At 56.2% G+C, this 20,280-nt stretch carries 14 protein-coding genes and 2 pseudogenes; 6 read left to right on the top strand and 10 right to left on the bottom strand.

Annotated elements, in window-relative coordinates; translation table 11 throughout:
- Positions 1-62: 62 nt before the first annotated feature.
- The 9 genes and pseudogenes from CFELI_RS11625 to CFELI_RS11585 all read right to left on the bottom strand — a co-directional run bounded on the left by CFELI_RS11625 (position 63) and on the right by CFELI_RS11585 (position 11,646).
- The gene (locus CFELI_RS11625; RefSeq protein ID WP_277103800.1) at positions 63-938 is read right to left on the bottom strand and encodes a 5-oxoprolinase subunit C family protein; all 876 of its coding nucleotides are present in this window, start codon (positions 936-938) and stop codon (positions 63-65) included.
- Entirely contained in the window at positions 935-1,564 is a 630-nt protein-coding gene (locus CFELI_RS11620; RefSeq protein ID WP_277103799.1) for a 5-oxoprolinase subunit B family protein, read from the bottom strand. The genes CFELI_RS11625 and CFELI_RS11620 overlap by 4 nt, the downstream gene beginning before the upstream one ends.
- Before the next feature lie 2 nt (positions 1,565-1,566).
- On the bottom strand, positions 1,567-2,343 hold the full coding sequence (locus tag CFELI_RS11615; RefSeq protein WP_277103798.1) for a LamB/YcsF family protein: 777 nt from the start codon (positions 2,341-2,343) through the stop codon (positions 1,567-1,569).
- Between the two features lie 96 nt (positions 2,344-2,439).
- Positions 2,440-3,711, bottom strand: coding sequence for an NRAMP family divalent metal transporter (locus CFELI_RS11610; RefSeq protein WP_277103797.1), 1,272 nt, complete (start codon positions 3,709-3,711; stop codon positions 2,440-2,442).
- 267 nt (positions 3,712-3,978) lie between these two features.
- Positions 3,979-7,909, bottom strand: a pseudogene (locus tag CFELI_RS11605) (Pls/PosA family non-ribosomal peptide synthetase).
- 136 nt (positions 7,910-8,045) lie between these two features.
- Complete coding sequence (locus CFELI_RS11600; protein ID WP_277103796.1) at positions 8,046-8,501, bottom strand: MarR family winged helix-turn-helix transcriptional regulator; 456 nt, start codon at positions 8,499-8,501, stop codon at positions 8,046-8,048.
- Between the two features lie 656 nt (positions 8,502-9,157).
- Positions 9,158-9,298 (bottom strand): hypothetical protein, encoded by a 141-nt coding sequence (locus tag CFELI_RS11595; RefSeq protein WP_277103795.1) that lies wholly within the window; start codon positions 9,296-9,298, stop codon positions 9,158-9,160.
- 1,471 nt (positions 9,299-10,769) lie between these two features.
- On the bottom strand, positions 10,770-11,057 hold the full coding sequence (locus CFELI_RS11590) for a rhodanese-like domain-containing protein (protein ID WP_277103794.1): 288 nt from the start codon (positions 11,055-11,057) through the stop codon (positions 10,770-10,772).
- A 112-nt stretch (positions 11,058-11,169) separates the two neighbouring features.
- The gene (locus CFELI_RS11585) at positions 11,170-11,646 is read right to left on the bottom strand and encodes an inorganic diphosphatase (RefSeq protein ID WP_277103793.1); all 477 of its coding nucleotides are present in this window, start codon (positions 11,644-11,646) and stop codon (positions 11,170-11,172) included.
- Between the two features lie 145 nt (positions 11,647-11,791).
- On the opposite strand from CFELI_RS11585, the gene dacB reads away from it, so the two are divergent.
- Positions 11,792-13,048, top strand: a complete 1,257-nt coding sequence (gene dacB, locus CFELI_RS11580) for a D-alanyl-D-alanine carboxypeptidase/D-alanyl-D-alanine endopeptidase (RefSeq protein ID WP_277103792.1) — start codon at positions 11,792-11,794, stop codon at positions 13,046-13,048.
- Positions 13,049-13,189: 141 nt separating this feature from the next.
- On the opposite strand, the gene CFELI_RS11575 is transcribed toward dacB, so the two are convergent.
- On the bottom strand, positions 13,190-13,618 hold the full coding sequence (locus CFELI_RS11575) for a hypothetical protein (protein WP_277103791.1): 429 nt from the start codon (positions 13,616-13,618) through the stop codon (positions 13,190-13,192).
- A gap of 377 nt (positions 13,619-13,995) precedes the next feature.
- Between CFELI_RS11575 and tilS the strand changes: the two genes are divergently transcribed.
- From tilS to folP, 5 genes and pseudogenes are all read left to right on the top strand, one after another.
- On the top strand, positions 13,996-14,910 hold the full coding sequence (gene tilS, locus CFELI_RS11570) for a tRNA lysidine(34) synthetase TilS (RefSeq protein WP_277103790.1): 915 nt from the start codon (positions 13,996-13,998) through the stop codon (positions 14,908-14,910).
- Positions 14,911-14,968: 58 nt separating this feature from the next.
- Entirely contained in the window at positions 14,969-15,568 is a 600-nt protein-coding gene (hpt, locus tag CFELI_RS11565; protein WP_277103789.1) for a hypoxanthine phosphoribosyltransferase, read from the top strand.
- 297 nt (positions 15,569-15,865) lie between these two features.
- Positions 15,866-17,890: pseudogene (gene ftsH, locus CFELI_RS11560) on the top strand (ATP-dependent zinc metalloprotease FtsH); the annotation flags it as partial.
- 970 nt (positions 17,891-18,860) lie between these two features.
- The gene (folE, locus tag CFELI_RS11555; protein ID WP_374724706.1) at positions 18,861-19,451 is read left to right on the top strand and encodes a GTP cyclohydrolase I FolE; all 591 of its coding nucleotides are present in this window, start codon (positions 18,861-18,863) and stop codon (positions 19,449-19,451) included.
- Positions 19,452-19,505: 54 nt separating this feature from the next.
- Complete coding sequence (gene folP, locus CFELI_RS11550; protein WP_277103786.1) at positions 19,506-20,279, top strand: dihydropteroate synthase; 774 nt, start codon at positions 19,506-19,508, stop codon at positions 20,277-20,279.
- The last annotated feature ends 1 nt before the right edge of the window (position 20,280 follow it).

The raw sequence follows: 20,280 nt of genomic DNA, 5'->3' as shown, positions 1-20,280 counted from the left end.
TTTCGGGGCATAAAAATGGCTGGCAGAAAACACATTCTGCCAGCCACATACATATCAACACCCTACAGCTTAAACCGCACCTTTGCCCCAGGTGGCAGCTGCGCACTGCGATCGCAGGAACGCTCCGTGAGCACGGCAATCACAGGGTAGCCACCAGTCACCGGATGATCTGGGCCGAAAACCACAGGCATCCCATTCGGGGGAACCTGAATCGCCCCACGCACCATGCCTTCACTTGGTAACTCTTGGACGATTCGCCTCTCCAAAGGGGCAGAAGCCTCCAACCTAAGACCAATACGATTCGAGGTTGCACTCACCGTATATTCCTGGCTGAGCAACAACTCCCACGCGCGATCATCAAACCAATCCCGCCGAGGGCCAGGCATGACCCGCAACGTTTCCGTCGGCATCCGACGCCACAGCGGAGGAATAGAATTAAGCAACGGCCACCATGGATCCTCCTGAATAAACTCTCTCGTTGTGGCGATAACATCACCTGCCTGAATTGGATCCGGGCCGATATGCGCCAACACATCCGTTGACGCTGAACCCAAAGTATGTGGCGGTGCGAAACCGCCACGGATTGCCACATACGCACGCAGCCCATACTCCGCAGCGCCAATATGCACCTGATTGCCAGATGTTAGGTGAATAATCGTGTTCGTGTAAAGCTTCTTAACCCCAGTGCTGCTGTGCACGGTGATTGGGGCGTCGATACCAGTGACAATGATGTCGGCGCGCTCGAAGGTGCGAAACGAAAAACCACCAAACACCACCTCAATCACAGGTGCATGAGGGCTATTGCCCACCGCATGATTTGCCCGCGCAGCAGACAAGCGATCAAAACTACCCGAAGAACCCACGCCTAGGGAGGCATAGCCGAAACGGCCACGGTCTTGGAAAAGCGCCAAAGGGCCAGTGCTCAACACTTCAATCATGCGTTAACCTGCACAAACTTAATAATATTGCCCGGAGTAATCAACGAAGGCTGTGGGCGTTGCACATCCCACATAGTTAAAGAAGTATGCCCAATCAGCTGCCAACCACCAGGGCTTTGCTGCGGATACACCGCACTAAAAGGACCGGCCAACCCCACCGAACCAGCAGGAATTGCCGAACGCGGGGAATCCAAACGCGGGGTATCCCAGAGGAAGTCATCAGGAGTGGAATTGGCCTGCAAGTACATAAACCCAGGTGCGAAACCACCAAAAGCAGCCTCCCACACAGTGTGTGTATGCAGAAAAATCAACTCAGAACTCGTTAGATCATTCAGCCGGCACACATGCGAAAAATCCATCCCCTGGTAGTTCACCGGAATTTCTACTACCGTGGGTTTTTCACCTTCAGTAATTGCCTGAACATCAAGATTTTTAATCCGCGGAATTAAAGAAATCGGATCCCCCGAGGCAGGATCAACCATCACCAACACCGTGCGCGCAGCAGGCACAATATCCACCACATGAGGCAACTTCGCAGCCTGAAGCGAGCGGGTCAGTGCTGTTACCTCGGCGGGCGTATCGACGTCGACAAGCACAGCATGTTCACCACACAATTGCACGCGCACAACTACGCACCCACCGAAACACCAGCATCAGCAAGCGCCGCACGCACATGCGCCACCAACGCCAACGCCTGCGGATTATCCCCATGCACACACAGAGAATCCGCCTGAATATACAGCGTTGAACCATCAACAGCCCGAAAACCCGACCCGGTAGCAAACGCAATCGCCTGGGCGGCAGCAACATCCGGATCATGATGCACCGCATTCGGGGCAGAACGCGACACCAACGAACCATCCGGGTTATACGCACGATCAGCAAAAGCCTCCGCAATCGTGCCCAACCCCGCAGCGCGCGCCCACTCAAGCACCGGCCACTGCGCCTGCGCCATCAACTTCAAGTGAGGATCAACCTTCAGCATCGCAGAAAACACCGCTAAAGCCGCAGACTTATCCTGCGAAATCGCATGATACAAAGCACCATGCGGCTTCACATAACACACCCGCGAACCCACCGCCTTCGCCGCAGCCTGCAACGCACCAATCTGATAAATTACCTCCGCCTCCAACTGCGCCGGAGTGTAGAACATTGCGCGGCGACCAAAACCCGACAAATCCCGATAGCCAGGGTGCGCACCAATCCGCAGCCCAAAATCACGAGCCAACTCACACGTACGCAACATCACGCTCGGATCGCCCGCATGAAAACCACAGGCAATATTAGCGCTCGTAACTAAAGGCAACACCGCCTCATCATTACCCATGTTGTAGCTGCCAAAACTTTCACCCACATCCGCATTCACATCAATGGACAACTGAGACGACGAATCAGCACTAGACATGAAAAACCATCCTTACACACGCGTGTGAAAACCAAAACACAACACCCCCACCACACACCCCACAACCGCTGAAGGGGGGTGCCAACGGTGAGAAAACTACGAACCCAATAGGGCAAATACTCCGGCAAACGAACGCCACGCCAACCACCACGCCACCACAAGAGCACCCACACCGATAACAATCATCCACTTCGGATACTGATAGCCCTGCAACAAATCACGGGAGCGAAACGCCGCAACAAAAATCACCAACGAGAAACCCAGCGGCAACACCAAACCATTAAACGCACCAGCAAACACCAACAACGTCGCAGGAGCCGTACCAATCAGCACAAACACCGTGCAGGAAATCACAATGAACACAATGGTGACAATGTTTTGCACCCGACGCATCTGCGGGCGGTTGGGAACCAAGAACGTCGCAGAAGTATAGCTAGCGCCAATCACGGAGCTCAACGCCGCAGCCCACAAAACCACACCGAAAATCCGCAACCCCACCTCACCTGCAGCAGCCTGGAAAGCTTGGGCAGCCGGATTGTTCGTTGTATCCAGCACCACGCCACCAGCAACCACGCCTAAGACTGCCAAGAACAGCACCACGCGCATTACACCGGTGAGCAAAATGCCCGTGACCGAAGACTTCGCAACAGTGCGAATATGTTCCACACCAGTCTGGCCGGAATCCAACATGCGGTGCGCACCCGCGTAGGTGATATAGCCACCCACAGTGCCACCGACCAACGTCATAATCACAAGCCAATCCACTGTCTCAGGCAGCACCGAGTTCTTCAACGCCTGGCCCACCGGTGGCTTGGACACAAACGCCACATACAAGGTCAACAGCACCATGCCGATACCAAGAGCCACCAAAATTTTGTCAAGCGCAGCACCCAAACGCTTAAACAGGAAGATCGCAATGGCCACTGCCGCAGTAAACACACCACCGGCGGTGGTGTTCACACCAAGCAGTGCGTCCAAGCCCAAGCCACCACCGGCGATATTGCCGATGTTGAACACAATGCCACCAACAGCAATGCAGATAGCCAAAACCCAGCCCAAACCGGGCAGCACCTTGTTGCCCAATTCTTGGGCACGCAAACCGGAAATGCCAATAACTCGCCACACATTCAGCTGGATGGCGATATCCAGCAGGATGGAAACTAGGATGGCGAAAGCGAAAGCCGCGCCCAACTTTGCAGTGAAGGTGGCAGTTTGCGTCAAGAAACCAGGGCCCACGGCGCTGGTAGCCATGAGGAAGATAGCCCCCATGAGTGCGCTGCGGGTGGCCGCTTGACTTGCAGCTGAAGCCAGGGTTGGGGGAGTGGAATGCTGTGTGTGAGATCCAGGCTCAGTGGCGGGATGACTCATGGGGACGTCGCCTCCTTCAAAACACTATTTGTTGAACAATTATGATGTGCGCCAAAGTCTATCGCCTCCTGTGTCCCCGGACACAACATGGGGGTGTTCTCAATTGCACGCCGCGTTATAGAGCAAGGTAAAAACTCACGCACACCAACCAATGGGGGTAAAAACTTTCTGGCTACCGCCACCGGAAAAATTGACACGAGAAACCATTGGCTCCTCGTGTCTTAGCAATCCCCCCCATGAGGTTGAAGTACGTGAAGGCAGGCGCACCTAGAGTGCTTCGATGGGGTTGCCCTGCCACTTCGTGCCAGCAGGCACGCGATCGCCACGCATCACCAAAGAACCAGGCCCCACCGTGGCCCCAGCACCAATCACAGACGCAGGCAACGCCACCGAATGCCCAGCAACAGTCGCACCCGCTGAAATGGTGACAGTATCCAAACTCATCACCCGATCCTGAAACAAATGGGTTTGCACCACCACACCAGGACCCACCGTGGCACCAGCACCCACCGAGCACAAATCCGTCTCCGGGAACCAATAGGTTTCCACCCACGCACCAGCACCAATACGAGTGCCTAACAAACGTAAGCCAACATTCATCGCACCAGAACCCACAGTAGGTTGGAAGAACCAGGGAGCCGCAACAACCTCCACGAAAGTATCCTGCAGCTCATTAAGCCACACAAAACGCGACCACAACGGATGATCACCAGGGCGATGACGGCCCACACACACCCACTTCACACAGGCAGTAACCACCATCGCCAATGCGCCGAGCACCATCAACAACAAGCCCGACAGCGCCCACATGAGCCATATATTCCACGACACAAGCATCCAATGCAGCCCATAGAGAAACAGCACCGCAATCGTCGCCGAGGTCATCGGGGCAAGCAGACGCAAGGTTTCCACCACACCACGCGCAACCTTCACCCCACGACCTGGCTGGTAGGTACGATCCTCCGAACTACCACAGGAAGTAGCAGCCACCCGTCGCATCCGCTCCGGGGGCGAACCCCACCAGCTTGAACCCGCCTTCACCTTCTTCGGGGTAGAAGACAGCACCGCAATCAGCGAATTTTTCGCCAACTTACGCTCAGGACCGGCAATTGCCGAATTACCCACGAAGCTGCGCTTACCCACCTTAGTCACACCGGCGAGCATCCAACCGCCACCCAACTCATAGCCACCAATGAGAGTGTCATCGGCCAAGAACGCGCCGTCGCGAATCTCCACCAACTTCGGCACCATCACCGCGGTGGAAATCTCCACATCCTTACCCACAGTCGCCCCCAAACTCCGCAACCACAGTGGAGTGATGTGCGCTGCATAAATGGGGAAAAGATAGGTGCGGGCATCATCCATCAACCGCTCGATCATCCAAATGCGCCACCCTGAAAAACTACGCACAGGGAAAATGCCACCCTGAATCCGGATACTCAAGACCCGCACCACAACCCACACCAACACCATGTAGCAGCCAAAAGCAACCACAGTGCCTAAAGGAGCAGACACAACCACACCCACGCCCACACCCACAGCGGCATCAAGCGTTGTTGCGCGAGTGAACCAGTACATCACCGCCAAACCACACAACACTGCCACCAACGGAAGCGCGGACAAAAACAGCGAACTCAGCCCATACAACGGCACCCACCAACGTCGCGGCGGCGGCGGATCGGCCGGGAAACGGTGCTTACTGCGCCCCACCCGTCGCGCTGGGGAACCCGACCACCGAGAACCCGCCTTAATACTGTGATCACCCGTAACCGTAGAACCCGCCACAATATGGGCATTCTCCCCAATCACCGTACCCGGCAACAAAGTACTACGCCCACCAATGCGGGCATGCGCACCAATGCGAATCGACCCCACATGCAGCTGATCACCCTCAACCCAATAGCCACTTAAATCCACCTCCGGCTCGATGGCGGCATGATCACCAATCTCCACCATGCCAGTCACCGGCGGCAAGGAATGCAAATCCACACCCTTACCCACCTTCGCACCCAACAAGCGGGCAAAAAACACCACCCACGTCGCCCCCGCAACCGATTGCGAACCAGAAGCATCAGCAAGCCGCTCAGCAGCCCAAATACGCAGATGCTCCGTGCCAGCACGCGGATAACTACCCGGTGTAATACCCCGAGTCAGCACACGCGCACCCACACCAGCCACCACAATCCGGCCCAGCGGGCTGACAAAAACAACCATCATGAGCACAACCAGCCACCACGGCACAGCCACAGCCCACGACACACCCCACCCATGCGCACACGCATGAGCGAACACAATCCAGCTCACCCAACTACTTGCCCGAAGAGTCATCAACGGCACCAACACAAGCTGCTGCACCACCCGGCTGCGCAGGGGCACACCCGAGACCACAGACGACGCCGCATCGGCAGGTGAGGTGGTGGCGGCGTCGTCACGCACAGTAGCAGAAAGATCTATCCCCGAACTCTCAGCAACAGCACCCACACGCTCAGCCAACGCCCCCAACCGCGGATGATCATACAAATCCCGCACACTCACAGTCGGTACCCGCTCGCGCACAAGACCAATCACCGTCGCCGCCGCCAACGACGACCCACCCAGAGCGAAGAAATCAGCATCGCAATCACCAACACCCACCCCCAACACCTGCTCCCACACAGACGCCAACCAGCGCTCTACAGGGGAAAAATCAGCCGACACCGACTCCGACTGCGCGCCGGGCAACGGCCACGGCAACGCCTTCTTATCCACCTTGCCCGAGGTAGTCACGGGAAGCTCATCGAGCACGCACAATCGCGGCACCAGCGCTGCGGGCATCGTGGACGCAAGCTCTTCACGCGCCTTATCCACATCAAAACCCACAGTGGCATCACCGAGACTGAGATAGCCGACCAAAATCGTGTTGCCGCCTGCCAACTTCTGCGTGATAACGCTGCAGGAATTAACATTCTCTAGTGCGCTGACGTGCGCTTCCACCTCACCAAGCTCGATGCGGCGGCCACCAATTTTCACCTGATCATCGACGCGACCAACAAAATACAGCCCATCTTCCTCCAACCGCACATGGTCGCCGGAACGATACGCCCTGGCCCAGCCTAAGGTTTTCAGCGGAGCATACTTTTCTTTATCTTTGTCTGGGTCGAGGTAGCGGGCTAAGCCGATGCCGCCGATGATCAGCTCACCGACCTCGCCGTAGCCCACCGGCTGCCCCTGCGCATCCACCACTGCGAGATCCCAGCCCAGCAGCGGACGCCCAATGCTAACCTCGCGACCTGCGCACACTTGGGCGGCGCAGGCCACCACCGTTGCTTCGGTGGGGCCGTAGGTATTCCACACTTCCCGATTCTTCGTTGCCACACGCTCCACAAGCTCGGCGGGGCACGCCTCCCCACCAAAGATGAGCAGGCGCACATTATCAAGTGCTTCATGCGGCCACAGCCCAGCGAGCGTGGGCACGGTGGATACGACGGTAATGTTGCGGCGAATCAGCCACGGGCCTAAGTCCATGCCGCTGCGAACGAGGGAACGCGGCGCGGGCACTAAGCATGCGCCGTGCGCCCAAGCCAGCCACATTTCTTCGCAGCTGGCATCGAAGGCGACTGATAGTCCGGCGAGCACGCGGTCATCCACTCCGAGCGGGCCTTGAGGTGCGTTGGCGAGAAACAGTGCGGATTCGGCGTCGACGAATGCGGCGGCGTTGCGGTGGGTGACGGCAACACCTTTGGGGGTTCCGGTGGAGCCGGAGGTGAAGATGATCCAGGCGTCGTTGCTGGGCAGGGGGGCGGCGGGTGTCTCCGCCGGGGGTTGCGCGTATGAGCTGTGGCCCGTCGTCGGTGTACAGGGCGTTGATGCGCGCTTCGCTGAACACGAGTTCGGCGCGTTCGTCGGGGTCGTCGGCGTCGACTGGGACGTAAGCGGCACCGGCTGTGAGTGTGGCCAAGATGGCGATGTAGAGGTCTTTGCGCCCGGAGCTCATGCGGATGCCGATGCGGTCGCCGCGCCGAATGCCGAGCGTATGCAAATGTGCTGCTTGGGCTGTGATTTCTTCCCAGAGTTCGGCGTAGGTGATCACTTCACCGTCGTCGATGGCGGCGGCTTCGGGATGCTTGTCGACGCTGGCACGAAGTATGTCGATCAGTGTGCGCTTGGCGGGGGCTTGGGTTGCCAGAAGATACTGGGAGGGGACGTTGGCGATACTCATTGCGGCACTGTCTTTAAAGTGGGCGGTGATAGGGCAGTGGATACTATTCCCACCATCTTAATAATATTCCCAGATTTAAATAAAAATAGTTACCGTTTGGGGGTGCTATCCCATCACTACCCCACGGCGCGGGTGCTTAGTCTGTGGTGTCGTTTTCTTCCGCTTCAAAGATTGCGTCTGCTAGTTTGCGCAAATGTTTGAGCTGTTTTTGGGTGGATTCGTACAAGGCTGTGTGCTCGGCAGCGCTGACGAGTTCAGCTAATTCTGCCTGGGCTTTGCGTCCCTTCTTGGTGGCTTTAACAATTTGGCGACGCCGATCTTTGGAATCGCGCTCGCGCTTGACCCAGTTCTTCTTTTCTAAAGAATCTATGAGCCGCACCATGTCAGAGGCATCGACCGCTAACAGTGCGCATAGTGCGGTTTGGCTGGTGGCCTCGGTATTCATCAAGCAGGAGAGAACCCAGTATTCGCGCAGGCTGGTGTTGCTGGCCGTGAGGGAATTTTCTACCGCATCGCGGGTGCGGCGGCGCAAGCGTTCAAGCTGAAACGAGGGCGATTCAAGCAGCGCTGTTGGGATCTCAAAAGTGGCCATGGGTTCTATCTTAGGCAGAAGGTGCGAAACTGTTGGAAAAATTTTAAGGAAGTGGTGGTGGATAGTAAAAGACCTCCACGTTTTCACTTTCGACGTGGAGCTTTCTTGAGCCTTTGTGTGCACACCCTAAGATTTCATGCTCGTAGCCACTGCCATGCGTGGAGTCGCACCTTAACAATCCCTTTTTGTACTTCAGACTACGTGAGAATAGTCGCGCATTCACAAAGTAGTGCGCCTTTTGCTCTTTCGGTGGTACTGTAGCTGACTCTTCCCGTGAGGCTACAGTGCACTGATGAGAACAATGTCCCAAGGCGTTCAACGATGTGGGCGTGAATATTCTGCGAAGTACTTTAAGGCACGAATTCACGATGATCGTGGTGAGTATGAAGTTAGTGGTGTGCGGCTGAAGAAGTTCGACGCGAACGGTGAAAACCTGGAGGTCTTTTACTTTTTGCAACACACTTTCTTTGTCAGACCCCTTTTGTGACAACCACCGCCGCCATCTTGACCCTTTCTTAGTCAAGGTTGTGGAGGAGAGTATCTCAAAAGTTATATGAGAAAGGTTCTTGTAATTTTTGGTTACAAGCTTTTGCCCTGCACTCTTATCTCCTGTCTACACAGATAAGGTGAGGAAGTTTGTGAAGGTTGTCTGCTTCTTAGAACATGGTCTGCATGGATGCAGCGGAAGTGGCCAAGGTGTTTTGAACACTGGAGGTCGATCCGTCTGATTCAGCGTGAGAGACCACGAATGGCAGGCCTGCGATCAAAGATGCGAAGAAACCGTTGCCGTTGCTCATGGCTATATCACTTTCCTTATCACGTTTTTAATTGGTGAGTTTTCACTCTTGGTGGAAAATCCTTGCGTGAGGCTTTCGGTCACGAGTGTTCGTGGCTGTGCAGGAAGGTGGGTACTGGGTAGGTACTCACTGGGGAAATCTTTTCCTAGTTTTCCTAGCGTTTTCATGCCTTTGGGCAAGGCTGTTGCGCTCTCGTTGAGGACGTGTTTAATAATGCACCCCGATTGGTGAACAATGCAAGATTAGATTCAAAAACAGTCCCACACTTTCAGACAAGACATAAGCGAAGTGCAATCTTTTACGGATGTGATACCAATAATTTGCACAATATTGATAAAAATCCCACTATTATCCCAGTAAGTCGCAATAAAACTGACTATGATGTGCATTCACATTGGGGATAAAAGTGTGGTGCGAAGCACTTTTCTATAGAATGTGATCCTTATCGCGCACCGCAAAATTGGTCTGATGAATGTGGGTTTTGTCCGAAAATGTGTTGCTGAAAATCTACGACAATATAATTTCCCCTTCCGGCATGCGCAATCGGATTGCGCACACACGTTACTGTCACACACCGTGTATATCTCGCCTTCACTTCGGATCACCCTCCCCATACCGAACTCGACCTTTTGCCCCCAAGCCCCTAAAAACAAAGCCCTGTCGTTAAAAAAGGTCGAGTTATCCACGCCTAACCCTGATCGTGCCCCGCCAGGAAATCTTTCTCCCTGCGGTTTTTCTTGCCCCGCGCTGTGCTTACTCGACTTATTCGTTTGGAACCTATGCAAGTTGGGGCTTTGGGTACGGAAAGGTCGAGTTGTCTGCGTCTAACCCCGATCGTGCCCCGCTAGGAAGCCTTGGTGCCTGTGGTTTTTCTTGTCCCGCGTTGTGCTTACTCGACTTATTCGTTTGGAACCTACGCAAGTTGGGGTCTTGGGTGTGGAAAGGTCGAGTTATCTGTGTGGTCACGTAGCAGTCATCTGCTTAGGATTGCCCAATTCCTGCAGTTTTCTTGCCCCGCGCTGTGCTTACTCGACTAATTCGCCTGGAACCTACCTCAATTGGGGCCTTGGGTACGGAAAGGTCGAGTTGTCTGCGCCTAACCCTGATCGTGCCCCGCTAGGAAGCCTTGGTGCCTGTAGTTTTCTAGCCGCGCGATGTGATAACTCGACTTATTCGTCTGGAACCTACGCCAGTTGGGGTCTTGGGTGTGGAAAGGTCGAGTTGTCTGCGCCCAACCCTGATCGTGCCCCGCTAGGAAGCCTTGGTGCCTGCGGTTTTTCTTGCCGCGCGATGTGATAACTCGACTTATTCGTCTGGAACCTACGCCAGTTGGGGTCTTGGGTGCGGAAAGGTCGAGTTGCCTCCTGGGTTGTGGGGCAAAGCAAAGCCCCCGCCGGTAGGCGGGGGCGAGAAGGAGATAGTCAAGAGTTTTTTTAAGGGGGCGTGGGTGGAAAATTCACGCGGTGGGGGATTAGCCGGTGGGTAGGCCTGCGGCGACCCAGGCGTCGGTGCCGCCGGCGACGTTAATGACATTCATGTCGCGGGCTTCGAGGTATTCGGCTACGCGGGCGGAGCGTCCGCCGGATTTGCAGATGACGTAGACTTCCTGCTCGGAGTCGATTTCGCCGACGCGGCTGGTGATCTCCGACATGGGGATGTTGCGGGCGGTTGCGGCATGGACTGCGCTAAACTCGTCGGTTTCGCGGACGTCGATGAGCTGTGCATTGTTGGGAACTTCGGTTACTGAAACTTCACGCATGTTCCTTAGCATACCCCCTTCCGCGATACGGCGTGGGGTATGAAAAGACGCCGCTTCGAATAAAGCGGCGTCGTGGGGGCGTCGATACGCTTAGTGCAGCGTGGATCGGAGTTTAGCCCTTGTAGCGTTCGATGGACTCGGCGAAGATTTTCTCAGCCTCAGCCTTGTCGCCCCAGCCGGAGCCGGTGACTTCCTTGTTGGGCTCCAAGTCCTTGTAGTGGACGAAGAAGTGCTCGATCTCATCTTTTAGGAAATCGCTGACGTCGGAAATGTCCTGCAAATCAGCCCAGCGTGGGTCGTCGAGGACGCACAGCAGCTTGTCGTCGCCGCCTGCTTCGTCGGTCATCTTGAACACGCCGAGTGGGCGGGCTTTGACGATCACACCTGGGAATACTGGCTCAGGCAGGATCACGAGTGCGTCGAGTGGGTCGCCGTCTTCGCCGAGGGTGTGGTCGATGTAGCCGTAATCCAGTGGGTAGGCCATTGGGGTGAACAGGTAGCGGTCGAGGTACACCTTGCCGGTTTCGTGGTCGACTTCGTACTTGTTGCGGGAACCCTTAGGGATCTCGATGGTAACTTCCATGCTCATCGCGTGAAGCACTCCTTGAATAATAAGGGGGAAACGTTTTTTAACCCACTTAGTCTAGCTCATTGCAAGGTGTGCGTCTTCTTTTCTTCTGCTGTGCGGTAGCGCTGCTGCTTGATTGTCATGTTGTGCGTTAGTGTAGGAGGCGATGAAAAACGCAAAGTGGTGGGCGGCGCTGGCAGCCGCCAGTGTTCTTGTTGGGGCTACGGTCGCTGCGGGTGTTGTGGTTAGTGAGAAGAGTCAGCTGTATTATGAGCCCGCGCCTTCGCTTGCGCCTGCCGCGCAGTTGGTGGTTCCGGCGACTGGTGTGGGGGTGAATGCGGAGTCGTTGGCGCAGGTTGCGGCGCGTTTTGATGATCCGCGTTTGGGGCAGGCGAGTATTCAGATTCGTAATACGCATACGGGTGAGGTGGTGTTGTCGCATCGCGCTGATGAGGCGCTGTTGCCGGCGTCGACGACGAAGGTGCTGACTGCGGCGGCGGCGTTGTTGAAGTTGGGGGAGCAGGATCGGGTTGCTACGCGTTTTTATGCGCCTGATTCGTCGACGGTGGTGATTAAAGCTGCTGGTGATGTGGGGTTGCGTGCTGCTGATATTAATGAGGTTGCGCAGAAGATTAAGAAGGCTGTGCCCGATGTGAGCGCAGTGCTTGTCGACGCCAGCATCTGGTCCGCGCCCGAAACCGGCGTCGGCTGGGATCTGCGTGATATTGATGGTGGATATATCGCCCCGATGCAACCTGTCATGATTGATGGTGGGCGCATTGGTGCCTCGGAAGGGGATGTGCCGCGCAGCCACACCCCCGCCTTGGATGTGGCGAAAGTGTTTGCTGAGCGCCTTGGTGTGTCTACTTTCGGTATGACCAACCTTGACCCTGAAAACCAGGGGAGGGAAGTTGCTGTGCTGTGGTCAGATACTTTAGAAAAGCGCTTAACCGACATGATGGCGCATTCCGATAACGTGATCGCTGAAGCCATCGGCCGTGAACTTGACCCTGCGCAACCAGTGGAAGCCACGTTGAATATTCTCGCTGAACATTTCGACACTAGTGGCGTGAACATGGTGGATAATTCCGGGCTGTCGCTCGACAACCGGATTCCCGCCCGCCTTTTGGATGAGATTTTCTACCGCGCAGCCACCGACCTCACCGAGCTACGCCCCTTGCTGGCACAACTCCCAGTGGCAGGCGGCACCGGAACACTAGCGCCGCGCTACCACGATTTAGCCGGACGCGGCTGGGTGCGGGCAAAGACCGGCACTTTGACCGATATTGCCTCACTTGCAGGCATTATCCATTCGGAATCGGGTGCGGTGTATTCCTTCGCCATGATTTGCAACGGCGCTGAGGTTCTCGGCGCCCGCCAAGCCATGGATGAAATTACCTCTGACGTGCGCACTCTGGGTTAACCTAGGCGCGCTGCGAGCGGATGGCTGGGCAGTATTTTCCTGCAAAGAATACTGCCCTTGTCCACCATTTACCCCATATGCCCAAGTGTGCACCGATGCTGCGGTTGATATGGGGGCTGCATAGATTTCAGGAAGCAAACACTAGGGTGCACAAAATGTGTCTTGATCCTGCTTGGCGCTGGGCAAAGCTGAGTTCGTTGAGCAATGCTTTTCTTTTCGGATTTGAGCTACAGCGAACTGGAGACGGGCGTCGCCTAACAGATACGCGTCCATCAGAGCGCGTTCCGTGGAGGTATCACGTGGGCGAATCAGAACCTGACAAGTGCCTTCTTCTGGTGTTGGAACTTTGCCGTGGCGGTTGAAAAAGTCTTCCTTTGATTCCGCCTGAACGACACACCGCCCCTTCAAACGTAAGTGGTGATCGCTTAAATCAAGCAGCCACTCACCAGCAAATTCTGAGCTGCCGAAATCGGAAGGTTGAAGACCATCGACATACAGGATTTCTGTGGCAGGAAGCTGAAGCTGGCTATTAAACAGCTTGCGAGCCTCGTCTGAAAGAAGCCGCCGCAAAGAAAGCGCAACCTACTTATCTACCGTTCCATTGTGGTCGAACTTGATACCAAGCATGGTGGAAATATGGTCAATTTCGCTCTCTGAATAATCCAAAGTACCCAGCAAAAGTTCCTTCTTCACACGCATGCCAAGTCACCTCCTCCACAGCTACGCCAGTGAGCTTTGTATTACGGTGAATTTTAGTACGTCCTTTTTTCTTGAGCGTAGATGTGAAAAACCACTTGTACCACTCAACTGCATATCTTTGCCGAAACGTTGATTATTGTGCCGAGAAAAACATGAAAAGATAGGTTGTGTTCACCAGCAGCGTAAAAGCATGCGCGGTCATTGATAGTCACTGGATGTGCTCGCAAAAATGATTGAAGAGAAAACTTATGACCACCCCTTTCTGGCCTGATTCCAGCCCGCACTTTTTGCGCTGCCGTCACGCGGTGCGCGGTTTTGCGGATGAGCGGGCAGTTGTCGGCTTGTCCGGGGGTGCGGATAGCCTCGCGCTCGTGGCAGCGGCAGCAGCAGAAGGGATCGATATCGTCGCAGTGTGCATCGACCACGGCCTGCAACCGCACAGCGCAACCATTGCGCAACAAGCAGCAGAACAAGCGCGCAAACTTGGGGTGCCAGCCGAAGTGATCCCAGTGCAGGTGGCCGCCGGAAACGTGGAAGCCCAAGCACGCCACGCCCGCTACAAGGCACTTTTTAGCCGCGCCGACAAAGAAGGCAGGCGGGTATGGGTGGCGCACACCGCCAACGACCAGGCCGAAACCGTGCTGCTGAGCGCCCTGCGCGGGCACATTAGCCCCATGCGGGTCAACGACCAGGTCACGCGCCCATTCCTTCACATCACCCGCACCGATACTGAGCAGGCATGTCGCGAACTCGGCCTCGACTACTGGGACGACCCCATGAACGCAGACCCAGCTTTTCGACGCGTGCGCATCCGCACCGAACTCATCCCACTGCTTGCCGATATTGCAGGCTACGATGTCATCCCAGTGCTGGCCCAAGCCGGGCACACCAACGCCGAGGAGCAGCAGGCGCTGGATTGCTACGCAGAGGCTAGTGTCGACGTCGATACGCTTGCAGCGATGCCCAAAGCGGTGCGTACCCGCAGCATCCACGCACTGCTTCGGGAAAATAAAGCCAAGGTTAATGCACAAATTCTGGGCCAAGTAGAACAACTTATCACCAACTGGCGCGGGCAGGGCGCAGTTGATGCGGGCGCATGGCGAGTCCGCAGGATTGGGAAAGTGATCGTGCTGGAATCGAAGAATGTGGAAACAAAAGGTTAAACGTGGCAAACTTTAATTGGTAAGGCGCCCGTAAACTCACCACACAGGAAAAGTGTTTATGCATACCACCAAGGACTTCAATGTTCCGGACCACCGCTACGGCACCGACGTTGAGGCAATTCTCATTTCTGAGCAGCAGCTGCGTGACCGCATCAAAGAAATGGCCGACCGCGTCACCGAAAAATACAAAAACGAAGAAGACGACCTCGTCCTCATCTGTGTGCTCAAAGGCGCAGTGTATTTCCTCACCGACTTCGCCCGCGCCCTTGAAATCCCCTCCCAGTGCGAATTCATGGCAGTATCCTCCTACGGCAACTCCTCCACCTCCTCCGGTGTGGTGCGCATCCTCAAAGACCTTGACCGCGACATCGAAGGCCGCAACGTGTTGATCGTCGAAGACATCATCGACTCCGGCCTCACCCTGAAATGGTTGCTGCGCAACCTCTCTAACCGCAAGCCAAAATCCCTCGAAGTGATCACCTTGCTGCGCAAACCAGAAGCAGTCAAGGTTGACATCGATCTGATGGACATCGGTTTCGACATCCCCAACGAATTCGTCATCGGCTACGGCCTCGACTACGCCGAGCGCTACCGCGACCTGCCATATGTGGGCACCTTGGACCCCTCGGTGTACTCCGACGAGATCGCTGACAGCTAACCTTCCACCTCGTTTCACCCCCTTCCGCCACCCAAAGTGTGGGGGTGAGCAGGGAGAAAACAGTAGCCCCAACACCACTGTATGCACAGCTGAAGTGGACGCTGAATACGAATTTCTTCACTATTTCGCCCCCGCTGGAACTATGTGCGGGGGCGAACGCGTTATTAAGATGGGCATACGAATAACAATCTGTTGTAAGAAAGGGACTCACTTCTTAAACTTCACCTTTCCCACACCCACCACCGCGAAAAACAAGTCGCGGTGCGGAAAACACAAGGATGAGAAGTTGGTGCGTGCATGAAGAATAAAAAGATCATTCAGATCGGCGCGATCGCTGCGATCGTGCTCATCTCGCTGTACCTCATTACCCTCTTTGGTTCGAACACGCGAGGCTTCCTCAAAGTAGAAACCTCCGTGGCAGTGACGCAACTGGAAGAAAACAATGTTGCCGAAGCCACCATTGATGACCGCGAGCAAAGGCTGCGCCTCAAGCTCAAGAACCCCATTGAGCATGAGGGTAAGAAGGACATCAAGGAAATCATGGCGCAGTATCCGGCGCGCAGCAGCGCGGATATCTTTGCCACGGTTCGGGAGAGTGAGACAACGAAGTTCACTACGAATGTAACCCAAGAGTCTTTCATCACCCAGATGCTCAGTTACATTCTGCCCATGGTGATCGTCTTCGGTCTGATCATGTTCATGTTCAGCCGCATGCAAGGCGGAGGAATGGGCATGTTTGGCTTCGGCAGCTCCAAGGCCAAAGAGCTCAACAAAGACATGCCCACCAACACCTTCGCGGATGTTGCAGGTGCCGATGAGGCTGTGGATGAGCTCCACGAAATCAAGGACTTCCTCCAAGACCCAGCCAGGTATGAAAAACTCGGCGCGAAAATTCCGCGCGGCGTGCTTTTGTACGGCCCACCCGGTACGGGTAAAACCTTGCTGGCTCGTGCGGTTGCCGGTGAAGCGGGCGTTCCTTTCTATTCCATTTCTGGCTCCGATTTCGTCGAAATGTTCGTCGGTGTGGGCGCCTCCCGTGTGCGTGACCTGTTTAAGCAGGCACGTGAGAATTCCCCCTGCATTATTTTCGTCGACGAGATTGATGCGGTGGGTCGCCAGCGCGGCTCCGGCATGGGTGGGGGACACGACGAGCGTGAGCAAACCTTGAACCAGCTGTTGGTGGAGATGGATGGTTTCGGGGATCGCGAAGGCGTGATCTTGATGGCGGCAACCAACCGCCCAGATATTTTGGATCAAGCCCTGTTGCGCCCTGGTCGTTTCGACCGCCAAATTCCTGTCACCAACCCTGATTTGAAGGGGCGCGAGCAGATTTTGGAGGTGCATGCCAAGGGCAAGCCTTTTGCCAAGGACGCTGATTTGAAGGCGCTTGCTCGCCGCACCGCAGGCATGTCGGGTGCCGATCTTGCCAACGTGTTGAATGAAGCCGCGCTGCTGACCGCCCGTATTGGAGGCAATGTGATTACCGCCGATGCGTTGGAAGAGGCAACTGACCGTGTGATCGGTGGTCCGCGTCGTTCCAGCAAGGTGATCTCGGAGAAGGAAAAGAAGGTCACCGCCTATCATGAGGGTGGGCATACGCTTGCTGCGTGGGCGTTGAAGAATATTGATCGCGTGTACAAGGTCACGATCCTCGCCCGCGGCCGTACGGGTGGTCATGCGATGACCGCCCAAGAGGACGATAAGGGCATGTACAACCGCGACGAGCTGTATGCGCGCTTGGTGTTTGCCATGGGTGGTCGTGCTGCCGAAGAGTTGGTTTTCGGCGAGCCGACGACTGGCGCGAGCGCGGATATTGAGATGGCAACCAAGATTGCTAAGTCGATGCTGGTCGAGTACGGCATGTCGCCGTCGCTAGGTATGGTGAAGTATGGCGCTGAGCAGGGCGATCCTTTCTCCGGTCGCGCGGGTCAGGGCTCGTTGGAGTACTCGCCTGAGACTGCGGCGTTGATTGACCGCGAGATGAAGTATTTGCTGGATAAGGCGCATGCTGAGGCCTACAATATTTTGGCTGAGTACCGCGATTACTTGGATAAGTTGGCGGAGAAGTTGCTGGAGAAGGAGACGTTGCGTCGCCCTGATCTTGAGGCGCTTTTCGACGGCATCACACCGCGCCCGGTCGGCGAAGTGTTCCCGGGGCAAGAGGATCGTTTCCCTCGCCAAGCAGGCCGTGAGCCAGTAAAGACCCCCACCGAGTTGGCCCTAGAGCGCGGTGAGGAACCACCGAAGCCGTTTAGCCTTGTGGAGGCGTCGAAGGCTGCGCGTGCTAAGCGCCAGGCTGAACTTGAGGCTGCAAAGAATGCCCCAGTTTCCCCAAGTGTGCAGGGGAATCCGGTGGATGCGACTGTGCCTGGGGATGCTGCCAAGAATCCGAATCAGCAGCGCTACGGTGGTACGCCACCGCCTGCGGGTTGGGTTGTGCCAGGGGATAAGCCTGTGGCTAATCCTTATGCGCTTGGCCAGCAGCCACCTGCTTCTCATGGTGTAGTGCCTCCTGCGGCACCTGCACCGGGTGTGCCTGTACACACGCAGTTCCCGCCTCACGGCGCACCGCAGCCACCGGCAGAAAGGCCATTCGCCCAGCCCCAGCAGCCACATGCTGCTCAGGCTGAGCCACGGGATGCGGATGGTGCTGGTGCGAGTGTGGATAAGGGATGGGCGATCCCCACCACTACTCAGCAGGTGCCTACGCCACCTGTTGAGCCTGAGCAGCCGCAGGATGTGCATCCTGGGGTGAGTGCGTATGGTTCCGGTGATCTCGTGGTGCCTGCTGAACCGGAGGAAGAGATTGGTTTCCGCCTGCCGGAAAATGAGCGCACGGAAAACCCTTGGTCGGATGAACCTCAGCCTGCTGTCACTGAGGAACCTGCCGTATCCCATAGTGGTTTCGGTGGCACTGAGCTTAAGCCTGTGGATGCTGGTAATGATCCACTGCGCCCATCGGTGCCTTTGCCTTCCGATAGTGAAACTGTGTCCTTGGGCCGCCACCGCGCACCGAAGGAAGAAGAGCAAGCACAGCGTCAAGCGTTGTGGGCGTTGGTGGAGCAAAAGCGTACGAGCGGCCAAGAATTGAAGCCGGAAGATACCGCCACCTTCAGCCGGATCACCGATGAAGAAGTCGAAGCAGCGAAGAAGGCAGTGGCGAGCGAAGAAAGTTTCAGTGCTGAATTCTTCCGCCGCGAATGGGCGTCGCGGCACGCGGATTCCGCCGATGCTGATGACACCCCACGTGGTGGCGCACCTGGCTACCTTAATCCAGATCGTTCCGTCACCGATGAAGGAGAGCGCTCCTAATATGTCTACTTTTGATCAGGCGCGCGCCGAAGCGGCAGTCCGTGAGCTGCTGCTTGCCGTCGGCGAAAATCCCGATCGGGAAGGTCTTGTCGAAACCCCGGCTCGAGTGGCTCGTGCTTTCCAAGAAATTTTTGCGGGCTTGCACACCGACCCCACCGAGGTGCTGAATAAAACGTTCAGCGAAGATCACCGCGAATTGGTGTTGGTGAAAGATATTCCGATCTATTCCACCTGCGAGCATCACTTGGTGCCGTTTTTCGGCAAGGCGCATATCGGCTACATTCCGGGTGCGTCGGGCAAAGTTACTGGTTTGTCTAAGCTTGCCCGGCTCGTCGATATGTTTGCGAAGCGACCCCAAGTGCAGGAGCGCTTGACCAGTCAGGTGGCAGATGCGCTCGTCGATAAGCTTGAAGCGCAATCCGTGATTGTCGTGATCGAATGTGAGCACCTGTGTATGGCCATGCGCGGCATCCGCAAGCCCGGCGCATCCACCACCACCTCAGCGGTGCGCGGCGGGTTCAAAACCAACGCCGCATCCCGCGCCGAAGCACTCAGCTTGATTCGGGGATAGCCAGTGCACACACATCAGCACCCGCTGTTTCGCACACGCAACCACACCCTGGTGATGGGGATTGTCAACATCACCGAAGATAGCTTCTCCGACGGCGGGCGCTACCTTGACCTCGACGCCGCGATCGCGCACGCACACGAGCTTATCGACGCCGGTGCCGACATCATCGACATCGGCGGCGAATCCACCCGGCCAGGCGCACAACGCGTCGACGAGGAGGTCGAGCTGCGCCGCGTGATTCCCGTTATCGAGGAGCTCAGCGCCTGTGGAATCACAACCAGCGTCGATACCATGCGTGCACGCGTAGCGGATCGTGCCGCCAATGCTGGTGTGGGGCTGATCAACGATGTGTCCGGCGGACTCGCCGACCCCGATATGCTCGGCGTGATGGCAAACATCGAGCTTCCCGTGTGCCTCATGCACTGGAAAACCGAACGCTTCGGGGACGCGGCAGGGGCCGCCCACGAAAGTGGAAACATTGTCAACGACGTGTATACCGGACTCGAAAAACTCGTCGATAGCGCTCTTGCTGCCGGGGTGAAGGAGGGCAACATCAGCCTAGATCCAGGACTCGGATTTGCGAAGACCGCCGAAAATAACTGGGCGCTGCTGAACGGCATCCCCACCTTCCACCAGCTGGGATACCCCCTCTTAATCGGGGCGTCACGCAAGCGCTTCATCAAAGAACTTGCCTGCGACATCGACGCCGCCACCGCCGCAGTCTCCGCGCTTTCTGCACACGCGGGTGCTTGGTGCGTGCGCGTGCACGACGTGGCCAGCACCGCTGCCGCCGTGAAAGTTGCCTACCGCTGGAACGAAGGGACATAAG

This window comes from Corynebacterium felinum (assembly GCF_030408755.1).
Classification (GTDB): Bacteria; Actinomycetota; Actinomycetes; order Mycobacteriales; family Mycobacteriaceae; genus Corynebacterium; species Corynebacterium felinum.
Note: the sequence above shows the minus strand (reverse complement) of the source record. Positions and strands in the feature narration are given on the sequence as shown.